The following is a 13,836-nucleotide window of genomic DNA, read 5'->3' as shown; positions in this document are numbered from 1 at the left end:
CATTAAGAACAATTCTATGAGCTTACCAACCACTAAACTCGGTCAAACCGGATTGACTGTTTCGCGCCTTGCTCTTGGTACAATGACTTTCGGATTGCAGACAGACGAAGAAATTTCTAGGCAAATTCTCGATACTGCTGCCGATGCTGGTATCAATTTTCTCGATACAGCCGATGTTTATCCCCTCGGCGGTGGATTGCCAACAGTTGGACGTACTGAGGAAATTGTAGGACGCTGGCTCAAAGGTAAACGCGAACATTTTATTTTAGCTACCAAGGCTGTAGGCAAGGTTGGCCCTGCACCTTGGGATCAAGGCGCTTCACGCAAACATATTCTTGATGCGATCGATGCTTCCCTCAGACGACTGGGAACTGATTACGTTGACCTATACCAATTGCATTCTGACGATGCCTCTACTCCTCTGGATGAAACTTTAGAAGCATTAGATACAGTAGTGCGTACAGGTAAAGCACGTTATATCGGGGTTTCTAACTTTTTAGCATACCGACTCGCACGGGCTTTGGGTCGTGCAGATGTGCGAAATTTGACTCGCTTTGTTTCGATTCAACCACGGTATAATTTGTTGTTCCGCGAAATTGAACGAGAACTTTTACCCCTGGCGCAAGAAGAAGGATTGGGTGTAATTCCTTACAATCCCTTGGCGGGTGGTTTACTTACTGGCAAACACAATCTAGCTCAAGGGCCCACCGCAGGCACTCGTTTTACCTTGGGTACGGCGGCGGAACGCTATCAAGAAAGATATTGGCGCGATCGCGAGTTCAATACTGTTGAAGAATTACGCACAGTGGCAGATTTAGCTGGAGTATCCTTGACTACCTTAGCGCTGGCTTGGGTGTTGGCTAATCCGGTGATTACTGCCCCGATTATTGGTGCTAGCCGTCCAGAACAATTGGCAGACACCCTTAAGGCTGTAGAACTAAAACTTGATGAGAGTTTGAAACAAAAACTAGACGACATTACTGTTGAATATCGTCGGGGAGATGCTGTGCGCTAAGAGCGATATGCTAAAAATTAGCCAAGCAGAATTGCATGATTCTGAAAATATTAAAGCTTTTTACAAACAGTGTGGTTACGGAGGCGATCTGAGTGAGGAAGCCTTAACATTCATTGCTCAATTCGAGGAGAGAATTATTGGTGCAGTACGTTTGTGTCCCAACACTGAATTCTTTGTACTGCGGGGAATGCAGGTTTTAGCTCCGTTTCAGCATCAAGGTTTTGGTACGCAGCTACTTCAAGCTAGTATCGCACAACTTGCCGATCTCGTTTGTTACTGCATTCCGTGGCAGCATTTGAAATTGTTCTATCAACAAGTAGGGTTTCAAGAAGTTTCATCGATCGAGGCTCCAGACTTATTGCGCGAGCGATTTAATAACTACATTTCTAGAGGAATGAAAGTGATTCTCATGCGTCGGTTGCCAACTGTAATAATGTTAGGGAGAAGCTGAAGTGATACGCCGCAATCGCCGTTCTTCAATCAAAATTCCTCGTTCATCTCAATCTTTTCAACGTGCTGCTGATGCACCATCCTTGCCAAATACGACCTTTAGGTTCATTTGCTATTTCGTTAACCAGTTTCGCTGGTGGTATATAGCAATAGTAATTCTGGAAGCGATCAACGCAACTTGTGGCATTATGTTACCCTATGCCATTGGCGAAATCATCCGGAGTGTGACGCAATCAACGGGTAACAGCAAGCTCACTCTTGATGCCATGAGCCAACCTCTGATGCTGTTTATCGCCTTGAGTGTGGGTGAAGTGGTATGTGGGCGATCTTCGGGACTGTTGCTAACTATCCTCCATCCCATTCACCGACAGCACATCATTCGCTCGCTATATGCCTACTTACAGCAACATTCTCATCGCTACCTGAGCAGTAGTTTTGCTGGGGCTTTAGCACAGCGCATCAGCGAAACTGCTTTGGGTGTCACCCAGACGATGCAAATGCTGATTTCTGAATTTTTATCACTAATCATTGCCTATATTGTCGCTGTAGTTTTACTCTATCGCGCCTATCCACCTCTGGCTTTACTTGTGGGAGTGTGGGCAGTTCTGTTCATCAGTATTTCGTTTTGGCTGGCTACTCGTTGCCGAATTTATTCCCGCAGAGCCGCAGCTGCCAGAAGTGAAACCGCGGGTATTATTGTAGATGCTGTAGCAAATCTCACCAGTAGCCGACTGTTTGCGCGTCTGGGTTTTGAACGACGTTATTTGAATGAGCGCTTAAAAAAAGAACTCATCTTCGTGAGAGAGTCGAACTGGTACTCGGAGCGCATTCGCTGGTTTCAATTTATTGCCGCAGCTATCTTGAAGATTGGCACTTTGTTTTACTCACTTCTACTTTGGAATCAGGGAAAAATTGCACCTGCCGATTTTGTAGTAGCAACTAGTTTATCGCTATTGATTATCAGTGACGCTCGCAATTTAAGTAGACGCTTTCTAGATATATTTGAACATATCGGTAATATTGCCAATGGAGTCTACACCATTATTCAGCCTCACGAGCTGATTGATAAAGATAATGCGATCGCTCACTCCATCACTCAAGGAAAAATTGAGTTTCGGCAAATCAATTTCAGTTACTCGGCTGAGAAAAAAGTATTCGATAACCTCTCCATTACCATCGAACCAGGTCAGCGTGTCGGATTGGTTGGCTTTTCCGGCTCTGGAAAATCTACTTTCGTCAATCTAATTTTGCGTCTATTCGACCCTCAATCAGGACAGATTCTCATTGATGGGGTAGATATTCAAGACATCACGCAAGATGCTTTACACGCTCAAATCAGCTTGATTCCGCAAGATCCGTCTCTGTTCCATCGAACATTGATAGAAAATATTCGTTATGGGCGAATAGATGCCAGCGATGAGGAAGTGATTAAAGCAGCGCGTCAAGCTTATGCTCATGATTTTATTACCCAGATCAAAGAGGGTTACGATTCTTTGGTGGGTGAACGTGGTGTCAAACTTTCTGGAGGACAAAGACAGCGGATTGCGATCGCGCGCGTGATTCTCAAAGATGCGCCAATTTTGATCCTCGATGAAGCCACATCCAGCCTCGATTCCATTACCGAAAAAGCGATCCAAGAAACTCTAGATTTAACGATGAATGGGAAAACTGCGATCGTAGTGGCGCATCGACTATCTACTATTGCCCATCTAGACCGCATATTAGTATTCGATCGAGGTCGCATAGTTGAAGATGGCTCCCACGCCACATTACTAGCACGCCGTGGTGCTTACTACAGATTATGGAAAATGCAAGCAGGTGGATTCTTACCTGTAGAAGCCAACGATCGAGATGTATCCGAACTCCACACAGGTTAACAATTTAAAATTCCAGAGATTTCCATCCCGTGACTATTAACCCGACTATCTATAAGTAACCACGCAAAATTAATTACAGTCATTGCGAGCAAAGTGTTCGCTACATTCGCTGCGGACATTATGTAATTAATTATGTTTAACTACTTAACTTGCTTCCTACAGGTTAATCAGCTTGGCTCTTCAACCAAATACAGAGCAAAATCGCCTTTTTGCTTGGAATCAACCTATAAAACTTCTAATTTTTGAAAACAACACTTTTTCTTGCCATCTCATTATTAAAAATAATGTTTGAGCTAGTAATATAAAAGAAAAATTTATCTTTCAGCTTTGCTTGAGTAATTAATTGTTCTGGCTTTTGATCGCTTTTTCAGTAAGCCCCAATTAGCGATCGACTGGCAAAATTTATGATTGAATTGCTGACTGAATGCCTGAAAAATTATGAAGCTGAATGGTTAAGTTTACTTAAAAATGGCATCAATTCCTCTTCCTGACTAGAACGATTGTAAAATTTAAGTTTTAATAAGCGATGTATTTCCTCACAACTTCCTCAAATTCTTGTTTTAACTTCAACATAGAGATGCTCAAATATTGCCTTTAGCCGTGTATAACGGTGTATACTCGGTAATTTCTGTTCGCTTATATATTGGGAATGGAAATTTCTCTAGCGTGGCTGGAGACATCTTTTAGTGTAAACAGATGCTTTCACTTTGATAAATGGCAGCTTCATTTTCTTATAAATAACGTAATTTTTGAGAAGTAAAAGATCGGCATCTGCCAAAAGTATTATAAGAATTTTGAACTGGGAATTGCTTAGGAGCTACAAACCATGAGTACCATTATTCCACGTCAAATAACATTTAATTTTGTTGATTTATGGGATAGTTTCAGTTTTACTAGTTTATCCCATTGGTTAAAGTAGTTTTTCTTAATCAATACTAGTAATTTGATTGATCGACAAAGCTAACCAGGGATGACTCCCTAGGCTTGTATAAACTTAGGGAGAGAAATCCCGGCTTAGTTGCACGTCAAAGTTAAGTATTTAATTAGTCTTGCAGGACTCATTAAATATGCAATTGTGAAACCTTGGATATGGTGATTCAATCACAATTGCAGCGGACTGTTTTGCCCACATTTCTAACAGTTGAATGCAACTGAAGAATGATTATGTCATACTATTCCAGTCAAGACAAGAGTTGTGATAGTGTTTCTACACAAGAAAACAAGTTTTTGACTCCTTTTCAACGAAAGCTTTTACTTAATAATTTGCAAACAGATTTACAGCCAGAATATCGCCGTCGCATTGAAATTATGTTGCTTGCAGATAGAGGTATATCTCAAAGCCATATCTGCGAAATAGTCAGTTGTTCTCAAGAAATGGCACGATACTGGACTGCTGTAGCAGAAGCAGGTCTAGCGCACAAATGGAATGAGCGATCGATTGGGAGACCAAAGACTGTTAATCATCAATATCTTGAAAGATTAAAAGAGTTAGTAAGTCGTAGTCCGCGTGATTATGGTTATGCATTTAGTAGCTGGACAGCGCAATGGTTGAGCAAACATTTGGCTGAAGAATTTAGGATTGAAATTAGCGATCGCCATATTAATCGGCTTCTAAAAAAAATGGGGCTGTCTACCAAGAAAAAATCCTCAAATCAACAATCAACTGACTGTTTAAAGAACGCTGGTATTAGAATTTGCGATCTGCAATCTAACAAGACCCAGCCTAATTTTCCTTGGTCATTCAATTTGCAACAGACCGATCGCTAATTCAGTCTTGGAGATGAGGAAATGACATCAGTATTTTCACAAGCGCAGCTTGGCGAACAGCTCGGCGTTGTCTTGGGTGAGAATCTAGAAGAGAGAGAACTGCAAAGCTGCTTGGCGGCGATGGAAATTGTGGAACCGCCGATCGCAAAACAGTTTTGGCAAGCAGTACAAGCAAAGCCAGGAATTTATTTAGTCTTAGCAGGTAAAGTCCGACTGCTGGATAGTGGGGAGAACTTAATTACTACCCTTTCCCCTGGCGCATCATTTGGTGAAATAACTTTATTTCCCGAAGCAAGTTTGCAACCTTATTCAGCCAGATCTTCTTTGAACTTAAAACTTGGTTATCTTCAACAACAAACATTACAAGCTTTGATGGGCAAATATCCCAGCATCCGCGATCGCCTCTTCGATCGTGCAGAACTTTGGGATTTACTGATGTTTTGTCGGCAGCATTCAATCGCTAAAGGCTCCATATCTGTTGAAGATATGTTCAAAGCTTTAGTTTATTTCTCGCGACAAAATCTAGAGATTGGTTCAGTACCAGCCAAACTAGTTGCAGAAACTCAGCTATTGATAGTGCGTCGGGGAGAATTACAGCATTCTGACGGTAGCAGATTAATACCTGGCAATATCTCTGCAATGAAACCGGGGAGTTGGCAAGCTATACAACCAACGCTCGCTTATAGTCTGAAAAATGCTGATTGGCAAAAAGCATTGCAACATTGGGGACAATTAGCGGAATTGATTAATTTACAAGCACCCCCAACCGCCATTGCAGAACAGCCTAGCAGCAACGTGATTTCTTTTCCCTCTCAGACTCAGGATCAAAAACAGCAAAAGCAGCGCCGCGCTTACTTTCCCAGCCCTAAAGTCAGATTACGGCATTGGTGGGGACACCTCAGCAAGCGTTATCCTTTTTACCAACAACAAAGTGCGTCTGACTGTGGAGCTGCTTGTTTAGTAATGATTAGTCGCTTTTGGGGTAAGCGATTAAGTCTCAATCGCCTGCGAGAGTTAGCTAACGTCACCCGCGACGGTTCATCACTACGAGGTTTAACAGCAGCAGCAGAAAGCATTGGTTTTACTAGCCGTCCGGTGAGAGCCAGTCTCGATAAATTAGCACAACAACCCTTACCTGCGATCGCTCACTGGGAAGGAAATCATTACATCGTCATCTACGAAATTACAAAAAAACACGTGATTGTAGGCGATCCCGCCATCGGTCAACGCCACCTTAGCATTGCTGCATTTAAAGCTGGGTGGACTGGTTATGCCTTATTGTTGCAGCCTACAACCTTACTTAGAGAAACCGAGGAAGCTAGTTCAGAATTCTGGCAGTTTTTTGATTTAGTTAAACCTCATTGGCAAGTGCTGCTAGAAGTCTTTATTGCTTCCGTGTTAATACAGCTGTTGGGATTGGTAACGCCGTTATTTACTCAACTTCTTTTAGACCGAGTTATTGTTCAAGGTAGTACCCTCACTTTAAATACAGTGGGTTTGGGGTTGCTGATTTTTGGGTTGTTTCGCATTATCATCAACGGTGCCAGACAATATTGGTTAGATCACACTGCTAATCGCGTCGGAGTAGCACTTTTAGTAGGGTTTATTCAACATACCTTCCGCTTACCCTTGGCATTTTTTGAATCGCGTTATGTGGGTGACATTGTTTCTCGCGTTCAAGAAAATCAGAAAATACAGAGATTTCTCACGGGAGAGGCATTATCAATCTGTTTGGATTTGCTAACAGTAGTCATCTATATAGGGTTAATGTTTTGGTATAACTGGCAGTTGGCGCTGCTGACTTTAGCAATTGTGCCACCATTTTTTTTACTGGCACTGATAGCAACTCCCTTATTTCGTCGCATTTCCCAAGAGATTTTTACTGCCTTAGCGAAAGAAAACAGTTATTTAATTCAAGCTTTAACAGGTATTCGCTCAATTCGTTCAATGGCAATTGAGCAGACAGTGCGCTGGCATTGGGAAGAATTGTTAAATCAATTAATTAAAAAAGCCTTTGCCGGACAAGTAGTTAGCAACCAACTACAAATTTGTAGCGCCACTATTGAAACATTCGCCACTACAGGTTTATTGTGGTTTGGTGCGTGGCAAGTAATTAATAGCCAACTGACTATCGGACAATTAGTTGCTTTTAATATGTTATTAGGCAACGTCATTCGTCCCTTTCAAAGACTTTCGGTGTTATGGAACCAATTGCAAGAAGTTATCATTTCTGCTGAACGGATTAATGATGTTTTAGGGGCAGAACCAGAAGAAGATTTAATTTTATCACCTCGTCAATCTTTACCTAGATTACGCGCTCATATTCGCTTTGAAAATGTGACTTTCCGCTATCATCAAGACAGCGAAATTAATGTCCTAGAAAATCTCAGTTTTGAAATTCAACCAGAACAAAATGTAGCTGTCGTGGGGCGTAGTGGTTCTGGCAAAACTACCCTGTCAAAATTGATTTTAGGTTTATACCCGCCAACGAATGGCAAAATCTTGATAGATGGTCAAGATGTGACTAATATATCCTTGCGATCGCTTCGTTCGCAAATCGGGATTGTAGATCAAGATACATTTTTATTTGGCGGTACAATTAGGGAAAATCTCAGTATTGCTCACCCAGAAGCTAGTCTAGAAGAGATTAGAGAGGCTGCACATTTGGCGGGAGCAGATGAATTTATTCAACAATTACCAATGGGGTATGAAACCCAAATTGGTGAAGGCGGCGGATTGTTATCTGGGGGACAACGCCAACGTTTAGCGATCGCGCGTGCGTTGTTAGGAAATCCCCATTTATTGTTATTAGATGAAGCCACCAGTCACCTTGATGCTGAATCTGAGCGAATTATTCAGAATAATCTCAACACAATTCTCAAAGGACGTACCAGTTTAATCATTGCACATCGCCTTTCGACAGTGCGAAATGCTGACTTAATTTTGGTTTTAGATCGTGGTGTATTGATCGAAAGCGGTACTCACGACGAATTAATTGCCAAAAAGGGGCATTACTTTTATCTCAACCAACAACAACTAGGTCAAAGAGAGTTAGGAGTTAGAAGTTAAGTTGCTCCGCTAAGAAGTTTGTAGTTAAAAGTCAAATATTCAAGAATTAAGGGTGATTTGCTGAGAGATTTATGAAATTTTAAGTTTGAATTATTTGTCCCTATCTTCCCTAAACAACTATGCCAAACCTATCTCATAATTCATCATCTATGCTTGCTCAAACAATGCAGGATGGCAGCGTTAGTAACGAAGCAGCAGATGAGGTAAATAATTGGTATTACGGTACTGAAGAGTTACTAGAGACTTTACCACAGCTTTGGACACGCTCAATATTGTATTTGATTTTAGGATTTCTTGCGATCGCTTTACCTTGGGCTATGCTCTCAAAAGTTGATGAGACAGGAAGCGCCAGAGGACGGCTAGAACCCAAAGGTGCAACCCAAAGATTAGACAGTTCAGTTAACGCTAGCGTCACCGCCGTCAAAGTTAAAGAAGGAGACAAAGTTAGAGCAGGACAGTTGCTAGTTCAGCTAGAGTCTGATGTTTTGCAAACTGAACTTCAGCAGATAAATACCAAACTCGAAGGGCTAAAAAATCGGTTGGCGCAATTAGAACTAGTAAAAAATCAATTGATGCTATCGATTAGCGTCCAAGAACAGCAAAACAAATCTCAAGAATTAGAAAAAGCTGCCCAAGTTAACCAGGCGCAGGAGAACCTGGAAACAAAACAGAATACTTATAACCTACAAAAGCTAGAAAAGCAGGCATTAGTAGAGGAGGCACAACAAGAAATTGCCACCACTCAAAATGACCAAAAATCAACTCATGAACTTGTGGCTATAGATGCTAGACAAGTTGAACGGTTTAACAAACTTGTGACTGATGGTGCAGTTTCTGCGACCCAAATCGATCAACTCAGAAAGGAAGCACAACAAAGCAAACGATTATATGAAAAAGCACAATCTGATGTTAAACAAGCAAAATTACACTTGACTGGAGAGATGAGCCGTTATCAGTCAACAATGAATCAGTTGACTTCAGAGATTAAGCAAGCAACATTGCATTTACAAGAGCAGAAAAGTAGCTATCAAAGCCTTTTGCAAACAGGTAAACTAGCTGTACTAAAAAATCAACAGCAACTTAAAGATTTGCAAATCCAAATCACAGCTTTGCAATCAGAAATCGCTCAAACCGTCAGTCAGATAGTATCACTAAAGCTTCAATTACAGCAACGCATTGTGCGATCGCCTATTAACGGCACAATTTTTGCTTTGCCCATCTCTAAGCCTGGAAGTGTCGTACAACCCGGCCAAATGATTGCTCAAATTGCACCTCAAAATACTTCCTTCGTACTCAAAGCCCAAATGTCTAGTCAACAAAGCGGCTTCTTGCAAGTGGGAATGCCAGTAAAAATTAAATTTGATGCTTATCCCTTCCAAGATTATGGAGTGCTACAAGGAAAATTAAATTGGATTTCACCAGACTCAAAAATTCAGCCAACAAACTCAGGAAACTTAGAAACCTATGAATTGGAAATTGCGTTAGCAAATCCCTATATACAAACTGCTAACAAACGCATACTGCTAACTCCTGGTCAGACCGCAACTGCCGAAGTAATTATCCGGCAGCGTCGGGTTATTGACTTTATTTTAGATCCATTTAAAAAGTTGCAAAGTAGCGGTTTAAAACTTTAACGACTGCATTAACTGTCAATAATTAATTTTTCCAATTCACTACTTAATGCCAGGAAATCAATATGCCTCATACTTTGACTGCTAATAGTACCAACCTTTTACCTATTTCTAGCGAAGAAATTATTCGACACCTGAAATTATCCTGCCAGATGCCCAGTATATTACAGGCGATCGCTACTGAGAAAATAATTAGCACAGCCGCTGCACAAGCAGGCATTAAAGTAGAATTTGACGAGATACAACAAGCAGCAGATGGTTTGCGTTTAGCTAACCACCTGCACAAAGCCACTGAAACCTGGGAATGGCTAAAAAAACATCATCTGACTCTAGATGAGTTTGAAGAATTAGCGCACAGCAATATACTTTCAGCAAAGTTGGCACATTATTTATTTGCCGATCGAGTAGAGTCTTTCTTTTATGCAAACCAAATCGATTATATTGCTGCCGCTACCTATGAGGTAATATTGGATGATGAAGATTTAGCTTTAGAACTATTTTTTACGCTGCAAGAAGGCGAAATTAGTTTTCCAGAAATTGCACGTCAATATATCCAAGATCCCGATCTGCGTCGCGCTGGAGGTTATCAAGGAACTCGATACAAAGCAAATTTTCGACCAGAAATTGCCGCAGCAGTATTTGCAGCGACTCCACCGCAAATTATCAAACCAATTACAGCTTCAAAAGGAGTTTATTTAATTTGGGTTGAAGAAATCATTCAACCACAATTAAACGAGCGACTACGTACTAAAATTTTGGGAGATTTATTTAGTAATTGGTTAAAACAAGAAATGGCTAAATTAGAAATAGCGATATCCAAATAAATTAGACAAGCTATTGATTAGAACCAATAAATAATTAAGGTTCTGCTCAATAGCTGTAAATACAACTCAATTAAGCTGTAGCTGTGGCATAAGCTGAGGAATATTTAGTACCATCACCCAAAGCGCCAGATATTGCGCCAGCTACAGCCCCGTTCACTCCAGCTGCAATTTGAACGCTGTAATCACCAGTATTTTTGTCAAAAAAGTAGTTTACATTATAACCAGCAGAATGATCGGAGGCAGCGTAGGTAGACCAGCTACCTACAGGTGAAGATACACTAATTCCACCTCGCACAAGATTGGTGGCAACTTCAATTTCACAAAATGTAAGGTCAAAAATTTTCAATCTGCTCATAATTCACCCTTGGGAATGCTGTATCGCTGAAAGCTTTTCCAGGGCTTTCAGCGATGAGTGTATATTGCTGACATTTAAGAATTAAATAAAGTTTTTGAACTTTATAAATCAATCATGCCAGCATATTTGAAAATTTTCCTAATACGCTGCTGAGTGAGAAGAGGCACCAGAAGAAGCACTGCTATAGGGGTACCAGTAAGAGTAAGAGGAATAAGCATTGGTGTAAGTGCTAGTATAGGTACTAGCAAAGTTGTTTCCCGATGCATATGCATCAGCATATGAATCTGCAAATGCATAACCACCTATAATTTTGTTGTCATCAGCAATAACTTCGATATATTCAACAGCAGAAAGTTCGGAAATTTTGATGGAAGCCATGTTTTTAATCCTTGTAAAATCAGTTGAAATATTTTAATTAGGATTAAACTGTTTGTTTAATCCTGCTTTTATTTTTGATTAAATACTTGAATATATCAATACTTTTTCTAGAAGAATAAAGACATAATTATAGGTATTCAGTCTCTGATTTTTAGATAAAACAAGGCATGAATATCGTATAACTGTGTTCTCTAATATATGTAAATCATGTCTGTTCAAATAACCGTCATTGCGACCAAAGGGAAGCAATCCCAAAAATCATGCGATTGCGTTGTTTCACTCGCAATGACATATTCAGGGTGATTTGCTGGACTTCATAACCTGTTTGAAATTTAGCGATCGCCAAATCATCTTAGTGTATAGCTTGAGGTTGATAATTTTTCTAGAAATTGCGAAGACATAACTACAGTAGTTATGTGTTTTCAATTTTAGAATTTAACTAAATATAGCTATTTGACTCTTACCGAAAAATCAGAATTTAGTAGGCTGAACTCGCCAATCAAATTAGCGATTATTCAGTCTACTGTAAAAGCCGATCGCACCACCGTATTATTGGCAAAACTACAGATTGAAAAGCTGATTATTTCTTGATAGTCGAGATATCAAGTAGTTCTTTCAACCTTTCAAGATATAGATATCGGCTTTACTCCTGTGCGTGCTGCATCATCAATAAATAATTCTAGAAAACGCTGTTAAAATGCCTTTATCTTCTTACATCAAGGAACACGAGTGAGTTCTTTTGAGAGTTAGACTTACTTACCCTCATACTCCTGTAATGCTCCCAGTTTGGCAATACCCGGCCAGATTGCGGCTACAGCAATCACCACTGCAATTGTGCCAATCCCACCACCAACTACGGAGACAACAGGGCCAAATAAAGCCGCTGTCAAGCCTGATTCAAAGCCTCCTAACTCGTTGGAGGCACTAATAAATACACTATTAATAGCTGCAACACGACCGCGTAAATTATCTGGCGTTCTAATCTGCACCAAGGTATGGCGAATCACCACGCTAATTGTATCTAGTGCGCCACTTAGCACCAGCATCAATAATGACAGCCAAAACCAACGCGATAACCCAAAGATAATTGTGACAACGCCAAAGCCAACTACTGACCACAGTAAGGCTGGCCCAGCTTTGCGTAAAGGTGGTAAATATGCCAGTACAACCGCCATAAATAAAGCACCAATGGAGGGTGCTGCTTGCAAGTAGCCTAACTCTAACGGCCCTACTTTTAAAATATCTCTGGCGAAAATAGGTAGTAGCGCGATCGCACCTCCTAACAACACTGCAAACATATCTAAGGTAATGGCTGCTAAAATCAGCTGATTTTCCCAGACAAACTTAGCGCCTGCGGAGAGTGCTTTGAGTGAGATTGGTTCTTTGGAATAAGTAGTTTTTGGTCTTGAAATCGCCGCCGTTAAGATAAAACACAGCAATCCCGCGATCGCAGCTAATACGTATACCCCTGTTGCACCTCCCAACAAGGCGATGCCAAATCCTCCCAAAGCCGGGCCGATAACTGAGGCTAGCTGAAAGCTACTACTATTCCAAGTGGCTGCATTGGTAAAAGCACTAACGGGTATTAATTGCCACATCAAGGCATCGCTGGCAGGTTTCAAGAACGCTCTCGCAATTCCTGTAAAAACTAAGCAGGCATAAAATAAAATTACTGCGCCTTTAGTCCAAGAAAGTACAGCCAAAGCTAGGGAACATAAGACTAATAAAAATACTGATAGCAACATCGTGAGTTTGCGATCGCGCCTATCAGCCACATCCCCAGCAATCAAGGTGAGGGCAATCATCGGTAAGACTTGAGCTAACCCAACACCACCTAATGCTAAAGCTGAATTTGTGCGATCGTAGAGTTCCCAGCCAATGGCCACAGTCTGCATTTGTGAGCCAGTGAACAAGAGTACACGCCCAGTAGTAAATAGTTGATAATCTCGAAACCTCAATGCTGCAAAAGGATCGTGTTTTGCAGACTTAGCGTTGGGGAGGTTTGCTTTCTGTTTGCTCGAAGACATTTTTTAGTAGCGCTAACCCTTCTTCAATATTGGAAACTTGCTCTGGTGTAAGGCCTGCCAAAAGGTCGGCAATATGTGCGCGAGTTTGGTCTTGGGATTGTTTTAAATGGTGCTTTCCCTCTTCAGTAAGATTCAGGATAACTCGCCGTCTTTCTTGCGGATCGTTGATGCGTTGCACCAAGTGGCGTTTTACTAGCCGTTCTGTGGTTGCTGATGCTGTCGCACAGGTGACACCTAAATGCTCTGCTAAATCAGATAGTGAAGTACCTGGACTGCGGTTGAGAAATGCTAGCGATCGCAACTGCGGTATAGATAAAGAAGTGGCACTGTAAGCTCGCATATCCGCCCGGATAAATCGCATCACTAACGGAATTGTATCCATTACTCTGGCAGCACATTCTTGGGAAGTTGCGCCTTGCAAAGGTTTACCGAGGGCCATATGC

Annotated in this window: 11 protein-coding genes; 7 read left to right on the top strand and 4 right to left on the bottom strand. The window is 41.2% G+C overall.

Annotated elements, in window-relative coordinates:
• Positions 1-16 precede the first annotated feature (16 nt).
• From AACU33_RS11865 to AACU33_RS11835, 7 genes are all read left to right on the top strand, one after another.
• Entirely contained in the window at positions 17-1,015 is a 999-nt protein-coding gene (locus tag AACU33_RS11865; protein ID WP_096588698.1) for an aldo/keto reductase, read from the top strand.
• Positions 1,002-1,466, top strand: coding sequence for a GNAT family N-acetyltransferase (locus AACU33_RS11860; protein ID WP_339375938.1), 465 nt, complete (start codon positions 1,002-1,004; stop codon positions 1,464-1,466). The genes AACU33_RS11865 and AACU33_RS11860 overlap by 14 nt, the downstream gene beginning before the upstream one ends.
• A 1-nt stretch (position 1,467) precedes the next feature.
• On the top strand, positions 1,468-3,342 hold the full coding sequence (locus AACU33_RS11855; protein ID WP_339375937.1) for an ABC transporter ATP-binding protein: 1,875 nt from the start codon (positions 1,468-1,470) through the stop codon (positions 3,340-3,342).
• Between the two features lie 1,164 nt (positions 3,343-4,506).
• A complete protein-coding gene (locus tag AACU33_RS11850) occupies positions 4,507-5,109 on the top strand; it encodes a helix-turn-helix domain-containing protein (protein WP_096588696.1) in 603 nt (200 codons plus the stop codon).
• 21 nt (positions 5,110-5,130) lie between these two features.
• Entirely contained in the window at positions 5,131-8,178 is a 3,048-nt protein-coding gene (locus AACU33_RS11845) for a peptidase domain-containing ABC transporter (protein WP_096588695.1), read from the top strand.
• Positions 8,179-8,297: 119 nt separating this feature from the next.
• Positions 8,298-9,812 carry an HlyD family efflux transporter periplasmic adaptor subunit gene (locus AACU33_RS11840; RefSeq protein WP_096588694.1) on the top strand — a complete coding sequence of 505 codons (1,515 nt, stop codon included), beginning with the start codon at positions 8,298-8,300 and terminating at the stop codon, positions 9,810-9,812.
• A 62-nt stretch (positions 9,813-9,874) separates the two neighbouring features.
• Complete coding sequence (locus tag AACU33_RS11835; protein ID WP_096588693.1) at positions 9,875-10,633, top strand: peptidylprolyl isomerase; 759 nt, start codon at positions 9,875-9,877, stop codon at positions 10,631-10,633.
• A gap of 70 nt (positions 10,634-10,703) precedes the next feature.
• Here AACU33_RS11835 and AACU33_RS11830 read toward each other — a convergent pair whose 3' ends face one another.
• The 4 genes from AACU33_RS11830 to AACU33_RS11815 all read right to left on the bottom strand — a co-directional run bounded on the left by AACU33_RS11830 (position 10,704) and on the right by AACU33_RS11815 (position 13,832).
• Positions 10,704-10,988 carry a hypothetical protein gene (locus AACU33_RS11830; RefSeq protein WP_096588692.1) on the bottom strand — a complete coding sequence of 95 codons (285 nt, stop codon included), beginning with the start codon at positions 10,986-10,988 and terminating at the stop codon, positions 10,704-10,706.
• 138 nt (positions 10,989-11,126) lie between these two features.
• Complete coding sequence (locus tag AACU33_RS11825; RefSeq protein ID WP_096588691.1) at positions 11,127-11,366, bottom strand: hypothetical protein; 240 nt, start codon at positions 11,364-11,366, stop codon at positions 11,127-11,129.
• Positions 11,367-12,118: 752 nt separating this feature from the next.
• On the bottom strand, positions 12,119-13,393 hold the full coding sequence (locus tag AACU33_RS11820) for an MFS transporter (RefSeq protein ID WP_096588690.1): 1,275 nt from the start codon (positions 13,391-13,393) through the stop codon (positions 12,119-12,121).
• Positions 13,353-13,832 (bottom strand): MarR family winged helix-turn-helix transcriptional regulator, encoded by a 480-nt coding sequence (locus AACU33_RS11815; RefSeq protein ID WP_096588689.1) that lies wholly within the window; start codon positions 13,830-13,832, stop codon positions 13,353-13,355. Before AACU33_RS11815 ends, AACU33_RS11820 begins: the two co-directional genes overlap by 41 nt.
• Positions 13,833-13,836 lie beyond the last annotated feature (4 nt).

The sequence above is a fragment of the Calothrix sp. NIES-2098 genome (genome assembly GCF_963875125.1).
Lineage (GTDB): Bacteria > Cyanobacteriota > Cyanobacteriia > Cyanobacteriales > Nostocaceae > Aulosira.
Note: the sequence above shows the minus strand (reverse complement) of the source record. Positions and strands in the feature narration are given on the sequence as shown.